Consider the following 23944-nt stretch of genomic DNA (forward strand, 5'->3'; position numbering starts at 1 on the left):
CAGATGGCCGAGCAACGCACCGCGGTCCTGGGCACCGGGCAGACGCACCACCGCAGCAAGCGCACCGACGTCTCGATGCCGGGACTGCTCCGCGAAGCAGTGGACCGCGCGATGGCCGACGCCGACGTGGCCTGGTCCGACATCGACGCCGTCGTGGTCGGCAAGGCGCCCGACCTGTTCGAAGGCGTCATGATGCCCGAACTGTTCCTGGCCGACGCGCTCGGCGCGAACGGCAAACCGCTGCTGCGCGTCCACACCGCGGGCTCGGTCGGCGGATCGACCGCGCTCGTGGCGGCGAGTCTCGTGCGGTCCGGGGTGCACCGCCGGGTGCTGACCGTGGCGTTCGAGAAGCAGTCCGAGTCCAACGCGATGTGGGCACTGTCCATCCGGGTGCCGTTCACGATGCCGGTGGGCGCGGGCGCGGGCGGGTACTTCGCCCCGCACGTGCGCTCCTACCTGCGCCGGTCCGGGGCTCCGGAGCACGTCGGGGCGATCGTCGCGGCGAAGGACCGCCGCAACGGCGCGCTCAACCCCTACGCCCACCTGCGCCAGTCCGAGATCACGGTCGATTCCGTGCAGGCCTCGCAGATGCTGTGGGATCCGATCCGCTACGACGAGACGTGCCCGTCGTCGGACGGTGCCTGCGCGATGGTGATCGGGGACGAGCAGGCCGGCGACGACGCCCCGGACCCGGCGTGGATCCACGCGACGGCGATGCGCACCGAACCGACCACGTTCGCAGGCCGCGACCAGGTCAGCCCGCGGGCGGGCCGGGACGCGGCCACCGCACTGTGGCACCAGGCCGGCATCACCGACCCGTTGTCCCAAGTGGACGCCGCGGAGATCTACGTGCCGTTCTCCTGGTTCGAGCCCATGTGGCTGGAGAACCTCGGCTTCGCCGCCGACGGCGAGGGCTGGAAGCTCACGGAGGCGGGCGAGACCGCACTCGGCGGGCGGCTCCCGGTCAATCCCTCGGGCGGGGTGCTCTCGTCCAATCCGATCGGCGCCTCCGGCATGCTCCGGTTCTCCGAGGCGGCCAAACAGGTCATGGGCCGCGCGGGCGAGCACCAGGTCGACGGTGCCCGCACGGCGCTCGGACACGCCTACGGCGGCGGCTCGCAGTACTTCTCCATGTGGCTGGTCGGCAGCGGCAAACCGGCCTGACCCACCGGCGCGGGTCGTGCCCCGGTCGCCGGGCAACGGCGACCGGGGCACGCCGCTGCGCACAGCCCGGTACGGGCCCGGTGAGAACCAGTCGGGTACGGGCCGGTGCGGCGGTGACCGGACGACGGGTGAGCGCAGAACACGCGCGCACTCGTAAGGTGCGCGCGTGTTCGGGGTCCGGCCGTGCGGAGATGCGCCTACTCGTAGGCGACCTCGTAGTGCTTGATGCCGTTGAGCCAGCCGGAGCGCAGCCGTTCCGGCTCCCCGACCTCGCGAATGTCGGGCATGGCGTCGGCGATCGCGTTGAAGATCAGGTTCATCTCCAGCCGCGCCAGGTTCGCGCCGATGCAGTAGTGCGCCCCGGTACCGCCGAAGCCGACGTGCGGGTTCGGGTCGCGCAGGATGTCGAACGTCTCGGGCTCGTCGAACACCTCGGGGTCGAAGTTGGCCGAGCTGTAGAACATCGCCACGCGGTCGCCCGTGCGGATGTGCTGACCGCCGAGCTCGGTGTCGGCCGTGGCCGTGCGCTGGAACGCCACGACCGGGGTCGCCCAGCGCACGATCTCGTCGGCGGTCGTCTCCGGGCGCGTGCGCTTGTAGAGCTCCCACTGGTCCGGATTGTCGAGGAACGCCTTCATGCCGTGGGTGATGGCGTTGCGCGTCGTCTCGTTGCCCGCGACGGCCAGCAGGATGACGAAGAAGCTGAACTCGTCGGAGGCGAGCGACTCACCGTCCACATCGGCCTGGACGAGCGTGGTGACGATGTCGTCGGTGGGGTTCTGCCGCCGCTCCTCCGCCATCGCGAACGCGTAACTGACCAGTTCGGCCGAGGCCGTCAGCGGATCCACGTCGTACTCGGGATCGTCGTAACCGATCATCTGGTTGGACCAGTCGAAGATCTTCAGCCGGTCCTCCTGCGGGACACCGATCAGGTCGGCGATCGCCTGCAACGGCAGTTCGCAGGCCACGTCCTGCACGAAGTCACCGGACCCCCGCTCCTTCGCGTCGGCGACGATCTGCCGGGCGCGTGCGCGCAACCCGTCCTCGAGCCTGTTGATCGCGCGCGGCGTGAAGCCCTTCGACACGATCCGGCGCAGCTTGGTGTGCTGCGGCGCATCCATGTTGAGCAGGACGAGCCGATTGGCGTCGAGACCGTCCTCGTCCATGTTCTCGTCGAAGCGGACGATCGCGGTCTTCTCGCTCGAGGAGAACAGCTCGCTGTCCTTCGACACGGTCTTCACGTCCTCGAGTCGGGTCACCACCCAGAAGCCGTCGTCGCCGAAGCCCGCCACATTGTGCGGCTGGTCGTTCCACCACACGGGTGCGGTGCGGCGCAGCAGCGCCAGTTCGTCGAGCGGCAGTCGCCGCGCGAGCAGATCGGGATCGGTGAAGTCGAAACCCTCGGGCAACAGTGACGTCGTCATGCGCCGAACCTCCGCGAGCAGCGTAATGGAACTCGTTCTACTTACCGAGTGAAGCACACGACGTCGATTCGGTGAAGAGCCCGAAGGAGACCGGCAACCGGATCAGTCGCAATCGCCCTGCCTGCCACGGTCCCGGTCGTCCGGCACCGGGAAGGACATCCCGTCGTCACCTTGATCCACACGAGAACATGTTCTACCTTTAAGGGGAGCCGACATGCGAAGGAGTGCGACGTGGGCGACCCGGTCATCGTGGAAGCCGTCCGGACCCCGATCGGAAAGCGCGGTGGCGTCCTCGCCGGGCTCCATGCCGCCGAGCTGCTGGGCGCGGCCCAGACCGCGGTCCTCGACCGCGCCGGCGTCGATCCGGCCGAGGTCGAGCAGATCATCAGCGGCACGGTCACCCAGGCCGGCGAGCAGGCGGGCAACGTCGCACGCACCGCCTGGCTCCACGCAGGCCTGCCCGAGGCGTGCGGCGCCACGTCGGTCGACGCCCAGTGCGGTTCGGCCCAGCAGGCTGCTCACCTGGTGGCCGGGCTCGTGGCGGCCGGGGCGATCGACGTGGGCATCGCGTGCGGGGTCGAGGCCATGAGCCGGGTTCCACTGGGCGCGAACGTCGGCGACGCGGGACGCCGCAGGCCCGAGTCGTGGTCGGTCGACCTGCCCGACCAGTACGGCGCCGCCGAACGCATCGCCCGCCGCCGCGGCCTGTCCCGTGCCGACCTCGACGCCGTCGGGCTCGCCTCCCAGCAGAAGGCCGCTGCCGCGTGGGCCGAGGGCCGGTTCGACCGCGAGGTCGTCGGCGTCGAGGCCCCGGTACTGGACGAACACGGCACGCCGACCGGTGAGCACCGGCTCGTCACCCGCGACCAGGGCTTGCGCGAGACCAGCAGCGAGGCTCTCGGCCGCCTCACGCCCGTACTGGACGACGGCCTGCACACCGCGGGCACGTCGTCGCAGATCTCCGACGGTGCCTCGGCCGTACTGATCATGGACGCCACGCGGGCCCGCGCCCTCGGCCTGCGGCCACGCGCGCGCATCCGGGCGCAGGCGCTCGTCGGCGCCGAGCCGTACTACCACCTCGACGGACCGGTCCGGTCCACGCAGCGCGTGCTCGACCGTGCGGGCATGACGATCGACGGCCCGGATCTGTTCGAGGTCAACGAGGCGTTCGCGTCGGTGGTGCTGTCCTGGCAACAGGTGCACGAGCCCGACCCGGACCGGGTCAACGTCAACGGCGGCGCGATCGCGCTCGGCCACCCGGTCGGCAACACCGGATCGCGCCTGCTCACCACCGCACTGCACGAGCTCGAACGCCGGGACGGCGCGACCGCCCTGGTGAGCATGTGCGCGGGTGGCGCGCTGTCGACCGCCACGGTCCTCGAACGCCTGTGAACCCGGCCCGGTGGCTCAGCCGCGGCCGAGGAACGGCATGCCGTTGGCCATGATCGTCAGGAACGGCACGTTCGCCGACAGCGGCAGGTTGACCATGGTCCGCACCGCGTCGGCGACGTGGGCGGCGTCGAACGTCGGCTCCGGCACGAGACTGCCGTCGGCCTGCGGCATGCCGACGTCGGAGAAACCGCTGGTCAGTTCGGTGGCGGCGTTGCCGATGTCGATCTGCCCGCACGCGATGTCGTGCGGGCGGCCGTCGAGGGCGATGGACTTGGTCAGGCCCGTCAGCGCGTGCTTCGTGGCGGCGTAGCCGACGGTCTCCGGACGCGGCGTGTGCGCCGAGATCGAGCCGTTGTTGATGATGCGCCCGCCGCGGGGGGACTGCTCCTTCATCATGCGCACGGCCTGCTGGGCGCACAGGAACATGCCGGTCAGGTTGACGTCGACGATCGCCTTCCAGTCCTCGACCGGCAGCGTGTCCACCGACCCGCGCGTGCCAGTGGTACCCGCGTTGTTGAACAGCACGTCCACCCGGCCCCACCGCTGCCGGACCGCGTCGAACAGCGCGGCGACCGAATCCGCATCGGTGACGTCGGCGGGCACGACCAGCGCCTCGGCGCGCTCACCCGCGACCTCCTGCAGCGGCTCCCGCCTGCGCCCGGCCAGCGCCACGCCGTACCCGTCGTCGAGCAGCGCCCGCGCGACCTGCCTGCCGATCCCTGTCCCTGCACCCGTCACCACGGCGACCTTCGTCATGGCTGCAGGCTATCCCCGCGGCCCGGCACCGGTGCGGGAGTGGTCGCCGGCCACCGCGCACGGCAGGCAGGCATCGGCCCGGGGTCAGAACCAGTCGTCGGGCCGGGGCCCGCCGGGCATCGCGTCCGGCGCGGCCTCGGTGACGGTGTAGCCGCCGCGGTAGAACAGCAACGGCCGTCTGGCGGACGACTCGCCCAGTGCGGTGACCCTGCCGATCACCACGTAGTGGTCACCGGCCTCGTGCACGGTCTCGACGGCGCAGTCCACCCACGTGAGCACACCGTCGAGCAGCGGCGAACCACTCGGCGCCCGCGTCCAGGACACCGACGAGAACTTGTCCGCACCACGGGAACCGAACACGGCACTGACGTCCTGCTGCTCGCCGGCCAGGACGTTGACCGCGAACCGTCCGGCGCGCTCGATCACCGGCCACGTGCCCGACGTCCGCGCCGGGCAGAACAGCACCAGCGGCGGGTCGAGCGACAGCGCGGTGAACGACTGGCACGCGAACCCGACGGGCTCGCCGTGCTGTGTTGCTCGACCGGAGTCCTCGCACGCGGTCACGATCGCCACCCCCGTGCAGAAGTGGCCGAGCACCGACCGGAACCGTGCGGACACGTCCGCCGCATCCGCGCCCACCGCGCCCGTCGAACCCACAGTGTCCGTCGAACCCACCGTGTCCGGCGCGGAGGTCATGACAGGCCCACCGAGAAGTCGTGGCCCCACAGGCTCACCGCCGTGCTCTCGCGGGCGATCCAGGTGTCGTCGTCGACCTGTCTGCCTTCGCAGCCGAATTCGACGTCGAACCCGCCGGGCGTCTTCATGTAGAACGACAGCATCAGGTCGTTGACGTGGCGGCCCATGGTGGCCGACATCGGCACCTTCCGGCGCAGCGCCCGATCGAGGCACAGGCCGACGTCGTCGGTGGTTTCGACCTCGACCATGAGGTGGACGACGCCGCTGGGCGTGGGCATCGGCAGGAACGCGAGGCTGTGGTGCCGCGGGTTGCAGCCGAAGAAGCGCAGCCACGCCGGATCGCCGTCGGCGGACCTGCCCACGGCCTCCGGCGGCAGCCGCATCGAATCGCGCAGCCGGAATCCGAGCACGTCCCGGTAGAACTCCAGTGCCGCGGCGTCGTCGTGGGTGGACAGCACCACGTGCCCGAGCCCCTGCTCGCCGGTCACGAACCGGTGCCCGTACGGGCTGACGACGCGGCGGTGCTGCAGCGCGATGCCGTGGAACACCTCGAGCGTGTTGCCCGACGGGTCGGTGAACTCGATCAGTTCGTCGACGCCGCGGTCGGCCGTCTGCTCGGCGGTGCCCTCCTCGAACGACACGCCGTGGGCGGACAGGCGCCGGCGCACCTCGTCGAGCTCTCCCGCGTTGGCGGTCTCCCAGCCCACGGTGACGAGCCGGTCGGTCTCCCCCGGCACGATCACCAGCCGCGCCGGGAATTCGTCCATGCGCAGATACAACGCGTCGGGGTTCCGGCCCTCGCCCTCGACCATGCCGAGCACCTTCAGCCCGTACTCGCGCCACGCGGCCATGTCGGTGGCCTCGATGCGCAGATATGCCAGCGAACGAATACCCATCAGGTGTCCTCGAGAAAGTCGGTCGCGATCCGGTTGAACTCGTCGAAACACTCCAGCTGCGCCCAGTGGCCGCACCGGCCGAACACGTGCAGCTGCGCGCGCGGAATCGTCTTGAGGGCCACCAGCGCCCCGTCGAGCGGGTTGACGCGGTCCTCCCTGCCCCAGATCAGCAGGACCCGCTGCCGGAGCCGGTGCGCCTCGCGCCACAGCATCCCCAGTTCGTAGTCCGGGCCCGCGAACGAGGCGCCCATCGCCGCCATCGCGGCGAGGGACTCCGGTGTACTCGCCGCGGCGAAGCGCTCCTCGACCAGCTCGTCGGTGATCAGCGACTGGTCGTAGACCATCACCCGGAGGAACTCGTCGAGTTTCTCCTTGCTCGGCCCCGGCGGCGCGGCGAACCGGGCCAGGTTCTTCACGCCCTCGGTCGGATCGGGTGCGAACAGGTTCACACTCAGCCCGCCCGGGCCCATGAGCACGAGTCTGCCCGCGCGGTCCGGGTGGTCCAGCGCCAGGCGTACCGCCGTCCCGCCGCCGAGCGAGTTGCCGATCAGGTGGGCCTTCTCGATGCCGAGTGCGTCCATCAGGCCGACGACGGCGGCCGAGCTGTGCACGAAGTACTGGGGATGGTCGGTCGGTTTGTCCGAACGGCCGAATCCCGGCTGGTCGACGGCGATCGTGCGGAACGTCTTGGCCAGTTCCGGAATGTTGCGGGAGAAGTTGCTCCACGCCGACGCCCCCGGCCCGCCGCCGTGCAGCAGGATCACCACGTCGGCGTGCTCGGTGCCCGCCTCGTGGTAGTGCAACCGCAGACCGTCCGCGGTCGTGACGTAGGAACCCTCGCTCACTGTCGCCTCCTCGGCGGTGTCCGGCATGCGACCCTCCTAGACCATCGCGTTCTCGACCGGCAGGCCGAACTCGCCGGTGCCGAACATCGTGTAGGCCCGCTCGGGGTCGTTGGCCGCGTGGACCCGGCCCGCGTGGGCGTCCCGCCAGAACCGCTGGATCGGCGTGCCCGTCTGCAACGCACGGCCGCCGGAGTTCTCGAAGAGCCGGTCGATGGCGGCGATCGCCCGCTCGGTGCCGCGCACCTGATCCCGCCGGACGCGCAGCCGGGTGTCGAACGGCAGCTTCTCGCCGCGCCGCGCCAGCTGGTAGAGCTCGTCGATGTTGTGGGTCAGCTGCAGCCACGCGGCGTCGATCTCGCTGGCGGCCTCGGCGATCCGCACCTTGGCGAACGGGTCCTCCTGCGACTTCTCCCCCGCGTACGCGGCGCGGACCCGCCTGCGCTGGTGGTCGACGTGCGCGTCGTAGGCACCCTGCGCCATGCCGATGATGGGCGCCGTGATCGTGCTCGGATGCACCGACCCGTACGGCAACCGGTACAGCGGTCCGGGATTCACCTTCTGACCCGGAGTGTCCATTTTGGAGGTCGACAGGAAGCTCAGTACGCGGTGCTTCGGCACGAACACGTCCTCGACGACGACGTCGTTGCTGCCCGTACCCCGCAGTCCGACGGTGTCCCACACGTCGTCGACCGTGTAGTCGGCGGCGGGCAGCAGATAGGTGCAGAAGTCGACGGCGTTACCCTCGGCGTCGAACGCGGGCGCGCCGAGCAGTACCCAGGTCGCGTGCCCGCAGCCCGACGAGAAGCTCCACTTGCCGCTGAGCCGGTAACCTCTCTCGTCCACCGTCGCCTTCCCCATCGGCGCGTACGACGAGGAGATCAGCGTGTCGCTGCCAGCACTGCCCTCACCGCCACCCCATACGTCCTCCTGCGCCTGCGCCTCGAACAGCCCGAGGTGCCACGGATGCACGCCGAGGATCGAGGCGACCCAACCGGTCGATCCGCACGCGCTCGCGATGAGCTTGACGGCCGTGTAGAAGGTGACCGGGTCGGCCTCGTACCCGCCGTAGGGCTGGGGCTGCAGCAGTGCGAAGAATCCGGTCTCCTGCAGGGCCTTGATCGACTCGTCCGGAATCCTCCGCGCGTCCTCGGCGTCCTGTGCGCGCTCCCGCAGCACGGGCAGCAGCTCCTCGATCGCGGCGATCACCGCGTGCGCGCCCTGCTCGCTCATACCTGCCTCGTTCCTTCTCCGCCGGACCCCGGAGATCCGGCCGCTCGGTGTACGTACCAAGATTAGAACACGTTCTTGTTTTTGTCACTGCACTGGAGCTCTGCCCGGGTGAGAAATCCCGAGAACACGGCGCTGCCAGGCCGAAACCGCCGTCGCCCACCCTCGGTTACCCCGTCGCACCGTCACCGGAACCCGTTGTCGATCCCCGCTAGAACTGGAACACGTTCTCATCTATGGTAGACACGGTCGACCGTCATTCACCACGACAGACATGCCGCGCATTCCCGGCCTCGCAGGCGGGGACGTGGGGCATGAACCACGGGCAGAGCAGCCCGGGGAGCTGGAGGTTCGTCATGACGCAGGCAGGCTCCGTCCGCACGATCGACGCGGGCGCGCCGCCGGAGCGGTTCGCCCGCGGGTGGCACTGTCTCGGTCTCGTGGAGCACTTCACCGACGGCGCGCCGCACGCCGTCCACGCGTTCGGCACCAAACTGGTCGTGTTCCAGGGCGCCGACGGGGAGATCAACGTCCTCGATGGCTACTGCCGCCACATGGGCGGCGATCTGACCCAGGGCGAGGTCAAGGGCAACGAGGTCGCCTGCCCGTTCCACGACTGGCGCTGGGGCGGCGACGGCAAGTGCAAGTCCATCCCCTACGCCAAACGGGTCCCGCTACGGGCGCGCACCCGCGCATGGCCGACGCTGCAGGAGAACAAGCAACTGTTCGTGTGGCACGACCCCGAGGGCAACCCACCGCCCGACGAGGTGACGATCCCGCGGATCGAGGGCATCTTCTCCGGCGAGTGGAGCAACTGGACCTGGGACTCGGTGACCATCGAGGGCGCGAACTGCCGCGAGATCGTCGACAACGTCGTCGACATGGCCCACTTCTTCTACATCCACTACGGCATCCCGACGTACTTCAAGAACGTCTTCGACGGCCACATCGCCTCGCAGTACCTCAACTCCAAGGGCCGCGCCGACATGGGCATGTCGTCGAACTACGGCGGCGAGGAGAATCTCCTCGAATCCGAGGCGTCGTACTACGGCCCGGCGTACATGATCAACACGCTGCACAACGACTACAAGGGCATCAAGATCGACACGGTGCTCGTCAACTGCCACTACCCGATCAGCCCGACGTCGTTCGTACTGCAGTGGGGCGTGGCGGTGCGCAAACCGGCCGGACTCGAGGACGCCCAGGCCGACAAGATCGCGGAGAAGTTCGCCGAGGGCGTCGGCGTCGGATTCCTCCAGGACGTCGAGATCTGGAAGAACAAGACCCGCATCGACAACCCCCTGCTGTGCGAGGAAGACGGTCCGGTCTACCAGCTGCGGCGGTGGTACGAGCAGTTCTACGTCGACGTCGACGACATCGACGAGGACATGACGCGCCGGTTCGAGTTCGAAGTGGACGTCACCCGCGCCAACCAGGTGTGGGAACAGGAGGTCGCCGACAACCTCGCCCGGCAGCAGGAGGCGGCCGACCAGGCGGGAGTGTCCTGAGTGGCCGCCGACACCAGCGGGGCCACCACGCGCACCGTCACGGCGCCCTCGGCGACGGCACCCTCGGCAGCGGCACCATCCGCTACCACCGACGTCTCCCCGACCGCCGACGCGGCGCGCGCGGAGGCCGTCCGCGCGCAGACCCGGGCCGACCGGGAGGAGTTCCTCACCGCGGGGCTCGTCCCGGTCGACTGCCACGCCTGTGCGACGACGGTGCTGGTCAAGAAGAACAGCCCGGAGCACACGAGCATCCAGTGGATCACCGACGCCGCGACGAGCTGTCCGGTGCTGGCCGAGCGGGTCGCGCACGGCACGCCTGCCGCACGCGCCGGCACGTGCGAGCGCCTGCGGGAGAGCATCACGGCCGCCGACCGGGACGGAGCATTCGGCCATGAGCAGTGACGGCACAGTGCGGGTGCAGCGGCTGCGGGTAGCCGACGTGGTGGACGAGACCGCGGCGGCGCGGTCGATCGTGTTCGACGCGGAGCTGGACTACCGGCCCGGCCAGTTCCTCACCGTCCGCGTACCCGGGGACGAACGCGGGCCCGTGGCACGGTGCTACTCGCTGTCGAGCGCGCCGGACACCGGCCAGCGCCCGCAGGTGACGATCAAGCGCGACGGATACGCCTCGAACTGGCTGTGCGACCACATCGCCGCGGGCGACGAGCTCGACGTCCTGCCGGCCAGTGGTGTCTTCACCCCGGCCGACCTCGAAGCCGACCTCGCGCTGTTCGCGGGCGGCAGCGGCATCACCCCGGTGCTGTCGATCGTCCGGTCCGTGCTCGCCCACGGAACGGGTGCGATGACCCTGGTCTACGCCAACGCCGACGAACGGTCGGTGATCCTCGCGGGCGCGCTGCGTGACCTGGAGGAGGCGTATCCCGGCAGGCTCACCGTGGTGCACTGGCTCGAGACGCTGCAGGGGCTGCCGACGGCCGAGCGGCTGGCTACGATCGCCGAGCTGCTGGCCGGCCGCGAGACGTTCGTCTGCGGTCCCGCGCCGTACATGCGTGCGGTGGTCGCGGCGGCCAAGGCCGCGGGCACCCCACGGGCGCAGATCCACCGCGAGACGTTCGTCTCGCTCGGCGGCGACCCGTTCGCGGCCGCCGAACCGGCCACGGGCTCGCACACCGACGTCACGACGGCGGACACACCGGGGGCGGCCGCCGATGACGACGACAGTGCCGTCGACGGCGGTGCCGTCGACACCGGAGGCGGCGGCGCCGGGGACGAGGCCGGCACCGCGCCCGCGCGGGTGACCGTCGACCTCGACGGCACGAGCTCGCACCACGCCTGGCCGCGCGGCGCCAAGCTGCTCGACGTCCTGTTGGACGCGGGCCGGGACGCGCCGTACTCGTGCCGCGAAGGCCAGTGCAGCGCCTGCGCGTGCCGGGTCACCGCCGGCGAGGTGAAGATGCTGCACAACGAGGTGCTCGACTCCGACGACCTCGCCGACGGCATCGTGCTCGCCTGTCAGTCCCTGCCACTCACCGACGACGTGTCGATCAGCTACGAGTAGGAGCCACTCCGTGCCCATCGATCCCGACCGCGCGATCGGCGCCGACCTCGGCGAGACCACGTTCGCGTGGAGCGCCTCCGACGTGCTGCTGTACCACCTGGCACTCGGCGCGGGGTCGGCGCCGACCGACCCCCGCGAACTCCGCTACGCCACCGAACGCGACCTGCGGGTGCTGCCGACGTTCGCCACCGTCGCCGCCACGATCCGTGCCACCGAACCACCCGAGGTGCGATTCCCCGGCATCGACATCGACCTCGCGAAGGTCGTGCACGGGACGCAGCGGGTCGCCGCACACCGGCCGCTTCCCGTGTCCGGCACGGCGACCGCGCGCAGCCGCATCGCCGACGTGCTCGACAAGGGCACGGCCGCGGTGATCGTCCAGGAGACCGAGGTCACCGACGACTCGGGGGATCCCTTGTGGACGGCGCGATCGAGTATCTTCGCCCGCGGCGAAGGCGGTTTCGGCGGTCACCGCGGCGAATCGGCCCGCCTCGCACCGCCGGAGCGTGATCCGGACCTGGTCGCCGACGTGCCGACGCTGCCCCAACAGGCGCTGCTGTACCGGCTGTGCGGCGACCGCAACCCGCTCCACTCGGACCCCGAGTTCGCCCGCGGAGCGGGTTTCGACGCACCCATCCTGCACGGCCTGTGCACCTACGGACTCGTCGCCAAGGCCGTCACGGACGCGGCGCTGGACGGCGACGTGACGCGCGTCGGCTCGTGGTCGGCGACGTTCGCCGGCATCGTGGTGCCCGGCGAGACACTGCGGGTGCGGATCTGGCGCGAGGACGGCCGGCTGCTCGTCACGGCGACGTCGCTCGACCGCGACGAGGCACCCGTGCTCTCCGACGCCGTGCTCGATCCCGCCTGACCGCTCCCCTCGCAGAACACGCCGGCCTGGGCGCAGGACACGCGGGCCCGAGTGCAGAACACGCGCGAGGAGGCAGTCGCGCGGCAGCGCGGCGTTGAGGGGAGGTGGTCGGGCGACGGGCGGGCGCAGGACACGCGCGGGTCAGGGCACGGTGAGGACCAGGCCGCTGGTCGGCACGCCGGTTCCGGCGGTGACCAGCGCGGTCTCGGCACCCGCCACCTGGTTGGCCGCGGTGCCCCGCAGCTGGCGCACCGCCTCGGCGATGCCGTTCATCCCGTGGATGTAGGCCTCGCCCAGCTGCCCGCCGTGCGGGTTCAGCGGCAGCTGCCCGTCCAGGTCGAGTCTGCCGTCGGCGACGAAGTCCTTCGCCTCGCCGCGGCCGCAGAACCCCAGTTCCTCCAGCTGCATCAGCACGTACGGAGTGAAGTGGTCGTACAGCACGGCGACGTCCACATCCGACGTCGTACGGCCCGACTGCCGCCACAGCTGGCGCCCGACGACACCCATCTCGGGCAGCCCGGCGAGGTCGTCGCGGTAGTAGCTGGTCATGACGTACTGGTCCGGGCCGCTCCCCTGGGCCGCTCCGGCGATGACCGCGGGCGGCCTGCGCAGGTCGCGGGCCCGCTCGGCGCTCGTCACGACCAGCGCGACGCCGCCGTCGCTCTCCTGGCAGCAGTCCAGCAGGTGCAGCGGTTCGGCCACCCATCTGGAGGCCTGGTGGTCGGCGAGCGTGATCGGCTTGCCGTGGAACCACGCGTGCGGGTTGGTCGCGGCGCGGGCGCGTGCGGTGACGGCGATCCTGCCGAAGTCCTCGCTGCTGGCGCCGTAGTCGTGCAGGTAGCGCTGGGCCACCATCGCGACGGTGGCCGCGGGCGTCGCCAGGCCCGCCGGGTAGTGGTACCCGTTGTCCACGCCCGACGTGTTCGCCTGTTGCGCGACCGACGAGGACACCTGCCCGAATCGGCTGCCGGACCGCTCGTTGAAGGCGCGGTAGGCCACGACGACGTCGGCCATCCCGGTCGCGACGGCCATCGCGGCCTGCTGCACGGTCGCGGCGGCCGCACCGCCGCCGTAGTGGATGCGGCTGAAGAACGTCAGCTCGGGAATGCCCAGCTCCCGCGCGAGCGCGATCTCCGCGTTGCCGTCCATCGTGAACGTCACCAGACCGTCCACGTCGGATGCGGACAGCCCCGCGTCGGCGAGCGCCGCCGAGACGCACTCGGTCGCCAGCCGCAGTTCCGTACGGCCGGAGTCCTTGGAGAACTCGGTCGCGCCGATGCCGGCGATCGCCGCCTCACCACCGATTCCGCCGGTCATGCCGTCACCTCGATCCGTACCGTCGCCGACACGTGCTCGCCCAGACTGTCCGTACCGGACACCGACACGGTCACCTCGTCGCCGTCGACCTCCGCGACGCGGCCGGTGAAGGTCAGCTCGTCGCCCGCGTAGCACGGCACACCGAGCCGGAGGTCGACCGACCGGACCAGCGCATCGGGTCCGGCCCAGTCGGTGACGAACCGCTGCACGAGGCCCGTGTCGGTGAGGATGTTCAGAAAGATGTCCTGCGACCCCCGGGCCACGGCGGCGTCCCGGTCGTGGTGCACGTCCTGGAAGTCCCGCGTGGCCAGTGCCGAGGCGACCACGAACGTCGGCGTGGCCTCGACGGTCAACGGTGGCAGCTCCGTACCCGCGGTGATGGTCATGACCGCACCGTCCATGCCGGCAGCGTCAGATCGTCGTCGATCCGGTCGAAGCTCGCCGCCACGGCCAGTCCGATGTGGACCTCGTCGGGATCCACGTCGTGCAGCTCGCCGAGCACCCGCACCCCCTCGTCCAGTTCGACCAGTGCGAGCACGAACGGCAGGCGCTTGCCGGGCACCGGCGGGTGGTGATGGACCAGGAAGCTGTACACCGTTCCGGTGCCGGCCGCGACGACGTAGTCCGGTTCGGCCTCCAGGTCACCGTCCGGGGGCATCGGCCCCGGCGGGTGCCGGAGCGTCCCGCCCCAGCGCTGGATCCGCAGCTCCCCGTCGCGCAGGCCTTCCCAGAAGAACGCATTGTCCCGGGTCACGACCGGGCGCAGCACCGGCGCGGCGTCGGCAGTCCTCGTGCCGTCGTCGGAGTTCCCGGGATCCTGCGGCTCCGGCGGGCGGAACTTGAGGATGCGGAACGTCATCTCCGCCACCGCCTCGTCCCCGACGTACCAGGTCGTGCGGGTGGTGACGAACCAGCCGTCGCCGAGCGCGGTCCGTTTCGGCCCGACGACGCCCTCCAGCACCGCCGACGCGGCGACGTGCTCGCCGGGGCGCAGATAGCGGTGGTAGGTCTGCGTGGAATTCGTCGCCACGACCGAGGTGTATCCCGCCTCGTCGAGCAGCTCGGTCATGCGGCGGAGCGGATCGTCGTCCGGGCGCGCCCCGTGCAGCCCGCGCATCGTCCACACCTGGGTCATCGCGGGCGGGGCGACGAGCTCGCCGTGCACGGACGCGGCCGCGGCGGCCGGATCCGTGTACACCGGATTCGCGTCGCCGATCGCCTCGACCCAGTTGTTGATCATGGCCTGGTTCACCGGATCCCGCGCCGGATCAGGGGCCGAGGCCCCTGCCCCGGCGATCTCGCGCGCGGCCTCCTCGATGCGCCGGCCGGCGTCGGTGGCTGTGCTCCGGCCGTCCGTCGCCGCCGTCATCGCGGCACCCTCGGCAGCCCCAGCCCGAACTGGGCGATCAGTTCCCGTTGGATCTCGTTCACTCCGCCTCCGAACGTGAGCACGGTGTTGCGTTTCGTCAGCGTGTCCAGCCAGTCGGCGAGCTCGGCCGTGTCCGGATCGGACGGATCACCGTGCCTGCCGACGACCTCCTCGAGCAGCCTGCTCACCCGTTGATGCCGGTCGGACGAGAGCACCTTCGTGGCCGAGGCGTCCGCCACCGATCCGGGTTCGGACACGGCGACCTGCCAGTTCAGCAGTTCGTTGATCCGCATGAGTGCGTAGACCTCACCGAGCGCCCTGCGCACGTCGGGCAGCTCCGGCAGCGGCGTCCCGTCGGGGCTCGTCCGTCCGGCCGCCCACTCGCGCACCCGGTCGTAGAGTCCGCCGATCCGGCCCGCGGGTCCGAGCATGACGCGCTCGTGGTTGAGCTGGGTCGTGATGAGCTTCCACCCCGCGTTCTCCTCGCCCACCAGCATCGAGGCCGGAACCCGCACGTCCGAGTAGTACGTCGCGTTGACGTGGTGCGCACCGTCACAGGTGATGATCGGCGTCCACGAATAGCCCGGATCGGAGGTGTCGACGACGAGGATCGAGATGCCCTGGTGCCGCCGCCGGTTCTCGTCCGACAGCGTGGCGGGATCCGTGCGGACCGCGAGCCAGATGTGATCGGCGTCGTGGCCGCCCGTGGTGAAGATCTTCTGCCCGTTGACCACATAGGACTCGCCGTCGCGGATCGCCGTGGTGCGCAGCGCCGCCAGGTCGGTGCCCGCCTCGGGCTCGCTGTAGCCGATGGCGAAGTGGACCTCGCCGGCCAGGATCGCGGGCAGGAACCGGCGTTTCTGTTCCTCGGTGCCGAACCGCTGCAGGGTCGGCCCGACGGTCTGCAGCGTCACCGACGGCAGCTGCACGTCGGCGCGCGCGGCCTCGTCGGCGAAGATGTGCTGTTCGACCGGCCCGAGGCCCAGGCCGCCGTACTCCTTCGGCCAGCCCACACCGAGCCACCCGTCCCGGCCCATGCGGCGCACGACCTCGCGGTAGGTCGGCCCGTGCCGCTCGGTGAGCAGCAGCGTGCGTTCCTCCGGCGTGACGAGCCCGGCGAAGTAGTGGCGCAGCTCGTCCCGCAGCCGTTCCTGCTGTCCGGTGAGCGCGATGTCCATCAGGCGACACCTCCCGTGAGCGCACCGACCCGGTCGAGCCGCACCGACATCCCGCCGATGCCGCGGACCAGGTCTTTCAGCAGCGACGAGTACCGGTGCAGCGGATACGTCTCGTCGAGGCCGATCCCGCCGTGCAGGTGGTGGCACGTGGCCATCGCCGGGGGCGCCTGCTCGGCGAGCCAGTAGGCCGCGACGTCGAGGTCGGCGTCGGCGCCGCGCCCCGTACCGAGCCGCCAGGCCGCCGACTCGGCCGCCAGATGCACCGTGCGCGCGGCGACGTAGACGTCCGCGACCTGCTGCGCGACGGCCTGGAACGTGGCCAGCGGGCGGCCGAACTGCTCGCGGGTCGTCAGGTGCGCCGTGGTGAGCCCGAGCGCTCCGGCGAGCAGTCCGTCACCGAACGCGGCGGCCCCCGCGAGTGCGTACCGGTGCAGCACGCGCACCGCGTCGTCCGGTCTCCCGGGATCATCGGGGCGCCCCGGGCTCCGGGGGTCGTCCAGCGGCGGCCCCGTCTCGACGCCGTCGAGCCGCAGACTCGCCTCCGGCGTGCCCGACGCCGTGGGCGCCGGGGTGACGTGCACGCCGGGCGCCGACGGGTCGAGCAGGAACACGCCCCTGCCGCCCTCGGCGAGCGTGGCCGGCACGAGGATCCGCTCCGCCTCGGCGGCCAGCGGCACCGCGGTCTTCACCCCGTCGAGCCGCCACGTCCCGGACCCGGCCGTCTCCCTGGTCGCCGTCTCCCTGGTCGCCGTCGCGGTGGTGGCCGTCGCGGTGGTCGCGGGGTGTTCGGCCATCGGGGACGAGGGTTCGTGCAGCGCGGCGGTCAGCAGCGCATCCCCCGCCGACACCGCCCGCAGCAGCTCGGCGCACCGCTCCGCCGCTCCGAGGTGCACGAGTGGCGCCAGGCCGAGTGCCAGCGTCGCCCATGCGGGTGCGGGCGAGCCGGCGCGGCCGACCTCCCGCACGACGGCGGCCGTCTCCGCGGCACCGAGCCCGTCCCCGCCGAGTGATTCCGGCACGGCGAGGGCGAGCAGCCCGGCCTCGGCCAGTCCGCGCCACGCCTCCGCCCCGCGCCACGCCTCCGCGGCGCCCGCAGCACCGCCGTCGTTCCCACCTGCGGCCCGGGCCAGCACGCCCGCCGCGAGTTCGGCGGCGGCACGCTGCGTCTCGTCCGGAGTGAAATCCACGCGACTCCTTCGTCCAGCGTTCGTCCAGCGCTGCGGCGGCGTCGCCGGCCCTGCGGCACCGCCGCATCACCGCAGAACCGCACCCCACGGCGAGGTGACCCGCCGGTTCGATACCGCCAATATTTGCAACATGTTCTAGTTTGCTGGATGGGTGCACCCAGTGGCAAGGACATCACCGGAATTCGGAAGGGGAACCGGTTCTCGATACGGGCCGGGTCCGGATCGGCGGATACGCTGGCCGCATGCACGCGTTGTTCCGTGCGCGCCGAGCGCTGCAACTGGCCCTGACCACCAACGCGATCCGGCCGTGGTCCGGGCACCGGATCTCGATCCCCGCCTTCGTCGCCGGCTGGCTGACCTCCGAACTCGCACCCCAGCTGCTCGCCCTCACTGCCGCCGACACGGCCGCGCACCTCGCCCGCCACCGCCGCGCGAGCGACCCCGCGGGCCTGGCGGCGGCAGCGGCGTCCGCGGGCGGGCTCGCCGCCCTCATCGCCTCCGCACACCGCGCACGCGGCGTCGTCGACACCGCACTCACCGACGCCCTCGGCCCGGACCACCGCCCCGCGGCCGGGGAGCGCGCACCCGATGACGTGGCGACACCGTGGGGCAGGCTGGCGTTCCCGTTCCGGATGGACACCCGCGGGGTCGAGCGCGAGCGCGACCTCGCCTACGCCCCGGGCGGACGCCGGTTCCTGCTGGACGTCTACCGCCCGAGCGAGCCCGGCGCCGGCAGGCCCGTGCTGCTGCAGGTGCACGGCGGCGCATGGATGACCGGCAGCAAGAACGAACAGGGCGTGCCGCTCATGCTGCACATGGCCCGCCGCGGCTGGATCTGCGTGGCGATCAACTACCCGCTCTCACCGAGATCCCGCTGGCCCGAACACATCGTGGCCGCCAAGCGCGCGCTCGCGTGGATCCGGGAGCACATCGCCGAGTACGGCGGTGATCCGTCGTTCGTGGTCACCACGGGCGGTTCGGCGGGCGGCCACCTGGCCTCGCTACTGGCCCTGACCCCGAACGACCCCGCGTTCCAGCCGGGCTTCACCGGCAGCGACACCAGCGTGCAGGGCTGCGTGCCGCACTACGGCGTCTACGACTTCGCCGCGACGAGCGGCTCCCGGACGAGTGCGGCCCGGATGCGCGGCCTGCTGGCCCGGTTCGTCATGGGGCCCGCTCCCACCCACGAGGACTACGTCGCCGCCTCCCCGCTGGACCGCACCACCGACGCGGCACCGCCGTTCTTCGTGATCCACGGCGATCAGGACAGCCTCGTGCCCGTCCGCGAGGCGCGCCGGTTCGTCGACGCCCTGCGCGCCGTCTCGCCGCAGCCCGTGGCCTACGCCGAGATCCCGGGCGCGCAGCACGCGTTCGACCTCTTCCCCTCGATCCGCAGCGCCCACGTCGTCGATGGCGTGGAACGGTTCCTGGAGTGGCTCCACCGGCGCCACACCGGCCGTTCCGCACGGCCCTCGGACCGGCGGGCTAGTGGCGAGGCAGGCCCAGCAGCCGCTGCGCCACCACGGTGAGCAGCACCTGACTCGTCCCGCCCGCGATGCTCAGGCACCGCGTGAGCAGGAACTCGTGCTGGACCGCCGCCGTCGCCTCGTCGGCGACGACACCGGCCGGGCCCACGACGTCCAGCGCCGTCTCGGCGACCTCCTGCCGGTGCCGTACGCCGAGCAGCTTCTGCACGCTCGACTCCGCACCGGGCCGGCCGCCACCGAGCCGGCGCACCGTGTCCCGGACGCCGAGCACCGACACGGCCGACCCGTCGACGACCAGTGCACCGAGCCGTTCCGCATCCAGCTCGGGCTGCGCGACCAGGAGCTGCTCCACCGCCTCGCCGACCGCCGATCCGCCGCCGAGCGCGACCCGCTCGTTGGCGAGGGTCGTGCGCGCGAGCGGCCACCCGCCGTCCACCTCGCCCACGACATCGGCGTCCGGCACGAACACCCCGTCCAGGAACACCTCGTTGAACCGCACCTCGCCGGTGATCTCGCGCAGCGGCCGCACCTCGATACCCGGTGCCCGCATGTCGACCAGGAAGTACGTGATGCCCCGGTGTTTCGGGGCGTCCGGATCGGTACGCGCCAGGCAGATCGCCCGGTCCGCCTCGTGCGCCAGCGAGGTCCAGACCTTCTGCCCGGACAGCCGCCACCCTCCCTCCGTCCGCTCGGCCGAGGTGCGCAGCGACGCCAGGTCGGAGCCGGCGCCGGGCTCGCTGAACAGCTGGCACCAGGTCACGTCGCCGCGCAACGTCGGCAGCACGAACCGCTCCCGTTGCTCCCCGGAACCGTGTTCGAGGATCGTCGGCAGCGCCCACGCACCCACCACCAGGTCGGGCCGCGTGATGCCGGCACGGTCGACCTCGTCGTCGATCACCAGCTGCTGGGCAGGCGTCGCGTCGAGCCCGTACGGCCGCGGCCAGTGCGGCGCCAGGTAACCGCTCTCGGCCAGGCGCACGCGGGCGGCGTTACCGTCCAGGCCGGCGACCTCGGCCGCCAGCGCGGCCGCCGCGTTCCGGGTCTCCGCCAGATCCTCACCGGTACCGAGTCCGGCGTGGGCGTCGACGTCGACCTCGACCCGGCGCCGCACACCCGCCCGGGTCAGCTCACCGGCCCGGCGGCGCCATCGCGGCGTGCCGCCGAGCACCTGGCGCAGCGACACCGCCCGGCGCAGGTACCGGTGTGCATCGTGCTCCCAGGTGAAGCCGATGCCGCCGAGCACCTGGATGCAGTCCTTCGCGCACTCGACGGCGCCGTCGAGTGCGCCCGCCGCCGCGACCGCGGCGGCCACGGCGAACTGCTCGTCGTCGGCCGTGTCGGCGGCCCGCGCGGCGTCCCACGCGAGCGCCGCCGCCGACTCGGACCGGCACAGCATCTCCGCACACAGCTGCTGCACCGCCTGGAACGCACCGATGGGACGGCCGAACTGCTCCCGGACCTGCGCGTACTCACTCGCCGTGCGCACGCACCACTCCGCCACTCCCGCGGCTTCCGCGGCCGCCAGCGTGGCCGCCAGCTCCGGCACCGCGATCCGGTCCAGGACATCCGTGGCGGGCACGGCCAGCCCGTCGAGTTCCGCCGTCGCGACCCCGCGACTCGGGTCGAAGGACTCGTGTTCGATCAGCCGCACCCGTCCGGGCTCCACCGCGAACCACACGGTGTCCGCGGCGCTCTCGCTCGGGACGGGCTCGTCCGCGGGCCGGGCACCGGTGCGCGCGGCCAGCAGCAGCACGTCGGCGTCGGGGCCGTCCGGCAGCACCGGCGTGGTCCCGTCGACGACGAGACCGCCGTCCCCGGCCCGGCGCGCGACGAGACCGCCCGCATCGAGCGCCACCGCCGCCCGCGCCGCACCCGCCGCCACCGCCGGCGCGTGTTCCTCGGCCACGACCGATCCCGGCCGCCGTGCCCACACGAGTCCGGCCAGGATCGTGCCGAAGCCGACGCCTCCCGCCAGCTCACCCGATCCGGCCGCGACGCCCGCGACCAGGTCCGTCACACCGCCGCCTGCGCCGCCGAGCGACTCCGGCAGCGCGATCGCCGGCAGGCCGATGCCCGCGATCGCCGTGGCCGGATCGGCGGCCTTCGCCGCGGCACTCACGGCATCGGCCAGTGCTCGTTGCTCGTCCGTCATCGCGATACCCACGACACCTATTGTAGAACATGTTTCACTTAACCGGGTGTAACCCGATCGCCGTTTTCATCCGACAATGGGTAGACTGCAGATCAGGACTGGAACAGGTTCTTTAACCAGGAGAGATGCCCGATGGCAAGCAAGCCCACGACGCCGGCCTCGGCGAAGACGGCGTCCCGGAGCTCCGCCGCTCTCGGCCCGATGGGCGGGGACGAGCCCGGAACGGCGGCCCAGCGCGACCGGCGCAAGCGCATCCTCGATGCGACGCTCGCCCTCGCGGCGAAAGGCGGCTACGACGCCGTGCAGATGCGGACCGTGGCCGAACGCGCCGACGTCGCCCTCGGCACCCTCTACCGCTATTTCCCGTCCAAGATCCACCTGCTGGTGTCCGGACTCGCGCGCGAGTTCGAACGAGCACAGGACAAGCTCGACCGTGGCAGCATCCCGGGCGAGACGTCCACCGAGCGCCTGCTCGTGGTCCTGGGCCGCAACACCCGCATGATGCAGCGCGATCCGCATCTCACCGAGGCGATGGTGCGGGCCTTCATGTTCGCCGACACCACTGCAGCCGCCGAGGTGGAACAGGTCGGCGCCATGATGGAGAACATGTTCGCCAAGGCGATGGGCATCGACGAGCCCACCGATCACGACCGCGACGTCTTCCACGTGATCGCCGACGTCTGGATGGCCAACCTCGTCGCCTGGGTCACCCGCCGCGCGTCGGCGGCCGATGTCGCCAAACGCCTCGAACTGTCGGTCCACCTGCTCCTCGACTGAGCACTCCGGCGACACACACGCGCACCCCGGGCCTTCTCGGGACCGTGCCCACTCTCGTAGCCAGCGAGAGGACCCCGGCCCATGTCAACGTCACCCGCGGGCCGGGGTCCGGGGTCGCCCTGTTGGGTAACCTGGTCGGCACGGACAGTGAGCGGAACCGGTTCAGCGTCTACAGATGACAGAGCTGGGCGGGAACCTCCGGGCGGCCCGTGAGGCTGCCGGGGTGAGCCTTGCCGCCATGGCCGCCATGGCCGCCCGTACGCACTACTCCAAGGCGCTGATCGGGCACCTGGAGACCGGTCGACGTGTGGGCGACAGCCTGGCCGCTGAGTTGGAACGACGGGTGATCGAATTACGGCACCTGGACGACGTAGTTGGCGGTGGTGACCTGTCCCCGCTGGTGCTCCGGGAGCTGTCGGACGCTCAGCACGTCGTCAGGACTGCCAGCTACGGGGAGGAGACCGGCCGCCGGTTGCTCGTTGTCGTCGGAGAGTTAGCCCAGCTAGCGGGATGGGTGGCCAGCGATGCCGGCCAGTACACCGAAGCACAACGGGTCTACCTCGACGGCGTATCGGCCGCCCGTGATGCCGGAGACCACCCGCTGGCCGGACAGCTCCTGTCCAGCCTGAGCTACCAGGTAGCCAACGTGGGAGATCCTGCCGACGCTGCCCTACTGGCACGCTCAGCGGTCAAGGGTGCCCACGGTGCTACGCCCGTTGCCCGGGCGTTGCTCCTCGAACGGTTGGCATGGGCCAGTGCCCGTTCTCGGGACCACGACAGCACCCGGCGAACGCTGGACGCGGTGGACGACTCCTACGACCAGAGCACCGACGGCACCGAAGAGCCGGAATGGGTGTACTGGCTGGACCGTAAGGAAATCGACGTCATGGCCGGACGGTGCCTGATCGAACTGGGCGACCCGACGGCCGCCGAGCCGCTGCTGTCGGCAGCCATCGACGCCTATAACCCGGGCCACGCGCGGGAAGTTGCGCTGTATCAGACGTGGCTCGCCGAGTCCTACGCCCGTGCGGGTGTGGTCGATGCCGCACAGTCGACGTTGACGACCGCACGGAAGACGTCCCAGGGCATCAACTCCACCCGGCTGGACCGCAGGATCACCGACATCGAACGGCTGCTCCGCCAGCCCTGACCGCCTCAACCGGGCAGCTGAACGTCACTTGCACCTGCCCGCTCACCTCGCCGCTCACTTCGCGGAGTGCTCCGGGGCAGAGTGCTCTGGGGACGGAGTGTTCCGGGGCTGCCGACGGAAACTGTGACAGTGGTGCGACGGCGTCAGCCGGCGTAGCGCTGCACGAAAGCGGCGAACTCGTCGAGTTCCCGCAGTGTGCCCGATTCCGGCGCGGTCTCGAGCATGAACGTCACGTGCTCGACGCCGGCCTCGGCCCACCCCGCGATCAACTTCTCGTCGGCAGGCGCCCCGAAGATCGCCATGGGCACGTCCGGCTTGCCCTGCTCGGCGAACCAGTCCTGCGCCTGCCGGATTTCGTCCGGCGTGGTGTGCGGCCGCAGCAGCCAGCCGTCACCCCAGGCGACGGTCCGGCGCAGCGCCGCCGTGCTCTCGCCACCCACGTAGATCGGCGGATGCGGCGAGGCCGCCGGTTTCGGCCACGCGTACACGGGATCGAAGTCCACGAACCGGCCGTGGAACTCGGCCTGCTCCTGGGTCCACAGCCGGGTCAGTGCCTCCAGCTGCTCGTTCATCAGCGCACCGCGGACCGCCGGGTCCGCGCCGTGGTTGCGCATCTCCTCGCGGTTCCAGCCGATACCGACGCCGAGCACGAACCGGCCGCCCGACACCAGGTCCAGACTCGCGCCCTCGTTCGCGGTGTGGATCAGGTCGCGCTGCGGCAGCAGGGCGATCCCCGTGCCCACGGTCAGCTCCCGCGTCGTCGCGGCGGCCGCAGTGAGCGCCACGAACGGGTCGAGCGTGCGGTAGTACTTGCGCGGCAGGTCACCACCGCCGGGATACGGCGACTCCCTGCTGGCCGGGATGTGGGAGTGCTCGGCGAGGAACAGCGAGCTCAGGCCCCGTTCCTCCAGCGCAGCACCCAACGGGCCCGGGCGGATTCCCTCGTCGGTCACGAACGTCGAAACACCGAACTTCATATCCACCAGCAACCCGCCGCGCGCGACGTACATTCCCGGAGCGGGCCCCTGA

22 protein-coding genes are annotated in these 23944 nt (G+C 71.3%); 9 read left to right on the plus strand and 13 right to left on the minus strand.

What is annotated here, in order from left to right; genetic code table 11:
• Positions 1-3 precede the first annotated feature (3 nt).
• Positions 4-1164 (plus strand): thiolase family protein, encoded by a 1161-nt coding sequence (locus LY41_RS00620; RefSeq protein WP_253861759.1) that lies wholly within the window; start codon positions 4-6, stop codon positions 1162-1164.
• 197 nt (positions 1165-1361) lie between these two features.
• On the opposite strand, the gene LY41_RS00625 is transcribed toward LY41_RS00620, so the two are convergent.
• The gene (locus tag LY41_RS00625; protein ID WP_253861760.1) at positions 1362-2588 is read right to left on the minus strand and encodes a cytochrome P450; all 1227 of its coding nucleotides are present in this window, start codon (positions 2586-2588) and stop codon (positions 1362-1364) included.
• A 231-nt stretch (positions 2589-2819) separates the two neighbouring features.
• Here LY41_RS00625 and LY41_RS00630 point away from each other — a divergent pair, with 231 nt between their 5' ends.
• A complete protein-coding gene (locus tag LY41_RS00630; RefSeq protein ID WP_253861762.1) occupies positions 2820-3980 on the plus strand; it encodes a steroid 3-ketoacyl-CoA thiolase in 1161 nt (386 codons plus the stop codon).
• Positions 3981-3995: 15 nt separating this feature from the next.
• Here the strand turns inward: LY41_RS00630 and LY41_RS00635 are convergent, their stop codons facing one another.
• From LY41_RS00635 to hsaA, 5 genes are all read right to left on the minus strand, one after another.
• Complete coding sequence (locus LY41_RS00635) at positions 3996-4736, minus strand: SDR family oxidoreductase (protein WP_253861764.1); 741 nt, start codon at positions 4734-4736, stop codon at positions 3996-3998.
• Positions 4737-4820: 84 nt separating this feature from the next.
• Positions 4821-5432, minus strand: coding sequence for a 3-hydroxy-9,10-secoandrosta-1,3,5(10)-triene-9,17-dione monooxygenase reductase subunit (gene hsaB / locus LY41_RS00640; RefSeq protein ID WP_253861766.1), 612 nt, complete (start codon positions 5430-5432; stop codon positions 4821-4823).
• Positions 5429-6328, minus strand: a complete 900-nt coding sequence (gene hsaC / locus LY41_RS00645; protein WP_253861768.1) for an iron-dependent extradiol dioxygenase HsaC — start codon at positions 6326-6328, stop codon at positions 5429-5431. Before hsaC ends, hsaB begins: the two co-directional genes overlap by 4 nt.
• The gene (gene hsaD / locus LY41_RS00650) at positions 6328-7200 is read right to left on the minus strand and encodes a 4,5:9,10-diseco-3-hydroxy-5,9,17-trioxoandrosta-1(10),2-diene-4-oate hydrolase (RefSeq protein ID WP_253861769.1); all 873 of its coding nucleotides are present in this window, start codon (positions 7198-7200) and stop codon (positions 6328-6330) included. The genes hsaC and hsaD overlap by 1 nt, the downstream gene beginning before the upstream one ends.
• Before the next feature lie 9 nt (positions 7201-7209).
• Positions 7210-8403 (minus strand): 3-hydroxy-9,10-secoandrosta-1,3,5(10)-triene-9,17-dione monooxygenase oxygenase subunit, encoded by a 1194-nt coding sequence (hsaA, locus tag LY41_RS00655; RefSeq protein WP_253861771.1) that lies wholly within the window; start codon positions 8401-8403, stop codon positions 7210-7212.
• Between the two features lie 353 nt (positions 8404-8756).
• On the opposite strand from hsaA, the gene LY41_RS00660 reads away from it, so the two are divergent.
• The 4 genes from LY41_RS00660 to chsH3 are packed head-to-tail and all read left to right on the plus strand — an operon-like array spanning position 8757 to position 12298.
• Positions 8757-9908, plus strand: coding sequence for a 3-ketosteroid-9-alpha-monooxygenase, oxygenase component (locus LY41_RS00660; protein ID WP_253861773.1), 1152 nt, complete (start codon positions 8757-8759; stop codon positions 9906-9908).
• On the plus strand, positions 9909-10310 hold the full coding sequence (locus tag LY41_RS23750; RefSeq protein WP_253861775.1) for a hypothetical protein: 402 nt from the start codon (positions 9909-9911) through the stop codon (positions 10308-10310).
• Positions 10300-11427 (plus strand): ferredoxin--NADP reductase, encoded by a 1128-nt coding sequence (locus LY41_RS00670; protein ID WP_253861776.1) that lies wholly within the window; start codon positions 10300-10302, stop codon positions 11425-11427. Before LY41_RS23750 ends, LY41_RS00670 begins: the two co-directional genes overlap by 11 nt.
• Positions 11428-11437: 10 nt before the next feature.
• Positions 11438-12298, plus strand: coding sequence for an enoyl-CoA hydratase ChsH3 (chsH3, locus tag LY41_RS00675; RefSeq protein WP_253861778.1), 861 nt, complete (start codon positions 11438-11440; stop codon positions 12296-12298).
• 141 nt (positions 12299-12439) lie between these two features.
• Here chsH3 and LY41_RS00680 read toward each other — a convergent pair whose 3' ends face one another.
• Genes LY41_RS00680 through LY41_RS00700 form a run of 5 tightly spaced genes read right to left on the minus strand, consistent with a single transcriptional unit; the run spans position 12440 to position 17349 of the window.
• Complete coding sequence (locus LY41_RS00680) at positions 12440-13615, minus strand: lipid-transfer protein (protein ID WP_253861779.1); 1176 nt, start codon at positions 13613-13615, stop codon at positions 12440-12442.
• Positions 13612-14001, minus strand: coding sequence for a MaoC family dehydratase (locus LY41_RS00685; RefSeq protein WP_253861781.1), 390 nt, complete (start codon positions 13999-14001; stop codon positions 13612-13614). Before LY41_RS00685 ends, LY41_RS00680 begins: the two co-directional genes overlap by 4 nt.
• Positions 13998-14984 (minus strand): bifunctional MaoC family dehydratase N-terminal/OB-fold nucleic acid binding domain-containing protein, encoded by a 987-nt coding sequence (locus LY41_RS00690; RefSeq protein ID WP_253861783.1) that lies wholly within the window; start codon positions 14982-14984, stop codon positions 13998-14000. The genes LY41_RS00685 and LY41_RS00690 overlap by 4 nt, the downstream gene beginning before the upstream one ends.
• Positions 14981-16162: an acyl-CoA dehydrogenase family protein gene (locus LY41_RS00695; RefSeq protein WP_253861784.1), complete on the minus strand. Its 1182-nt coding sequence runs from the start codon at positions 16160-16162 to the stop codon at positions 14981-14983. The genes LY41_RS00690 and LY41_RS00695 overlap by 4 nt, the downstream gene beginning before the upstream one ends.
• Positions 16162-17349, minus strand: coding sequence for an acyl-CoA dehydrogenase family protein (locus LY41_RS00700; protein WP_253861786.1), 1188 nt, complete (start codon positions 17347-17349; stop codon positions 16162-16164). The genes LY41_RS00695 and LY41_RS00700 overlap by 1 nt, the downstream gene beginning before the upstream one ends.
• A 242-nt stretch (positions 17350-17591) precedes the next feature.
• Between LY41_RS00700 and LY41_RS00705 the strand changes: the two genes are divergently transcribed.
• A complete protein-coding gene (locus tag LY41_RS00705; RefSeq protein WP_253861788.1) occupies positions 17592-18878 on the plus strand; it encodes an alpha/beta hydrolase in 1287 nt (428 codons plus the stop codon).
• Here LY41_RS00705 and LY41_RS00710 read toward each other — a convergent pair.
• Positions 18835-20988: an acyl-CoA dehydrogenase family protein gene (locus tag LY41_RS00710; RefSeq protein ID WP_301296556.1), complete on the minus strand. Its 2154-nt coding sequence runs from the start codon at positions 20986-20988 to the stop codon at positions 18835-18837. The genes LY41_RS00705 and LY41_RS00710 overlap by 44 nt on opposite strands.
• 201 nt (positions 20989-21189) lie before the next feature.
• On the opposite strand from LY41_RS00710, the gene kstR reads away from it, so the two are divergent.
• The gene (kstR, locus tag LY41_RS00715) at positions 21190-21765 is read left to right on the plus strand and encodes a cholesterol catabolism transcriptional regulator KstR (protein ID WP_253862826.1); all 576 of its coding nucleotides are present in this window, start codon (positions 21190-21192) and stop codon (positions 21763-21765) included.
• Positions 21766-21940: 175 nt separating this feature from the next.
• Positions 21941-22915 (plus strand): NsdA family TPR-like regulatory protein, encoded by a 975-nt coding sequence (locus LY41_RS00720; protein WP_253861790.1) that lies wholly within the window; start codon positions 21941-21943, stop codon positions 22913-22915.
• Between the two features lie 143 nt (positions 22916-23058).
• Here the strand turns inward: LY41_RS00720 and LY41_RS00725 are convergent, their stop codons facing one another.
• Positions 23059-23892 (minus strand): LLM class F420-dependent oxidoreductase, encoded by an 834-nt coding sequence (locus LY41_RS00725; RefSeq protein WP_253862827.1) that lies wholly within the window; start codon positions 23890-23892, stop codon positions 23059-23061.
• Positions 23893-23944: the final 52 nt, after the last annotated feature.

Source organism: Prauserella halophila (genome assembly GCF_024171895.1).
Lineage (GTDB): Bacteria > Actinomycetota > Actinomycetes > Mycobacteriales > Pseudonocardiaceae > Prauserella > Prauserella halophila.

Excerpts from the sequence above, each read along its gene's own strand:
- LY41_RS00620 (WP_253861759.1), top strand. The coding sequence starts at position 4 with ATGGCCGAGCAACGCACCGCGGTCCTGGGCACCGGGCAGACGCACCAC.
- LY41_RS00625 (WP_253861760.1), bottom strand. The coding sequence starts at position 2,588 with ATGACGACGTCACTGTTGCCCGAGGGTTTCGACTTCACCGATCCCGAT.
- LY41_RS00635 (WP_253861764.1), bottom strand. The coding sequence starts at position 4,736 with ATGACGAAGGTCGCCGTGGTGACGGGTGCAGGGACAGGGATCGGCAGG.
- hsaB (WP_253861766.1), bottom strand. The coding sequence starts at position 5,432 with ATGACCTCCGCGCCGGACACGGTGGGTTCGACGGACACTGTGGGTTCG.
- hsaC (WP_253861768.1), bottom strand. The coding sequence starts at position 6,328 with ATGGGTATTCGTTCGCTGGCATATCTGCGCATCGAGGCCACCGACATG.
- hsaD (WP_253861769.1), bottom strand. The coding sequence starts at position 7,200 with ATGCCGGACACCGCCGAGGAGGCGACAGTGAGCGAGGGTTCCTACGTC.
- hsaA (WP_253861771.1), bottom strand. The coding sequence starts at position 8,403 with ATGAGCGAGCAGGGCGCGCACGCGGTGATCGCCGCGATCGAGGAGCTG.
- LY41_RS00660 (WP_253861773.1), top strand. The coding sequence starts at position 8,757 with ATGACGCAGGCAGGCTCCGTCCGCACGATCGACGCGGGCGCGCCGCCG.
- LY41_RS00670 (WP_253861776.1), top strand. The coding sequence starts at position 10,300 with ATGAGCAGTGACGGCACAGTGCGGGTGCAGCGGCTGCGGGTAGCCGAC.
- LY41_RS00680 (WP_253861779.1), bottom strand. The coding sequence starts at position 13,615 with ATGACCGGCGGAATCGGTGGTGAGGCGGCGATCGCCGGCATCGGCGCG.
- LY41_RS00685 (WP_253861781.1), bottom strand. The coding sequence starts at position 14,001 with ATGACCATCACCGCGGGTACGGAGCTGCCACCGTTGACCGTCGAGGCC.
- LY41_RS00690 (WP_253861783.1), bottom strand. The coding sequence starts at position 14,984 with ATGACGGCGGCGACGGACGGCCGGAGCACAGCCACCGACGCCGGCCGG.
- LY41_RS00695 (WP_253861784.1), bottom strand. The coding sequence starts at position 16,162 with ATGGACATCGCGCTCACCGGACAGCAGGAACGGCTGCGGGACGAGCTG.
- LY41_RS00705 (WP_253861788.1), top strand. The coding sequence starts at position 17,592 with ATGCACGCGTTGTTCCGTGCGCGCCGAGCGCTGCAACTGGCCCTGACC.
- LY41_RS00710 (WP_301296556.1), bottom strand. The coding sequence starts at position 20,988 with ATGACGGACGAGCAACGAGCACTGGCCGATGCCGTGAGTGCCGCGGCG.
- kstR (WP_253862826.1), top strand. The coding sequence starts at position 21,190 with ATGGGCGGGGACGAGCCCGGAACGGCGGCCCAGCGCGACCGGCGCAAG.
- LY41_RS00720 (WP_253861790.1), top strand. The coding sequence starts at position 21,941 with ATGACAGAGCTGGGCGGGAACCTCCGGGCGGCCCGTGAGGCTGCCGGG.
- LY41_RS00725 (WP_253862827.1), bottom strand. The coding sequence starts at position 23,892 with ATGAAGTTCGGTGTTTCGACGTTCGTGACCGACGAGGGAATCCGCCCG.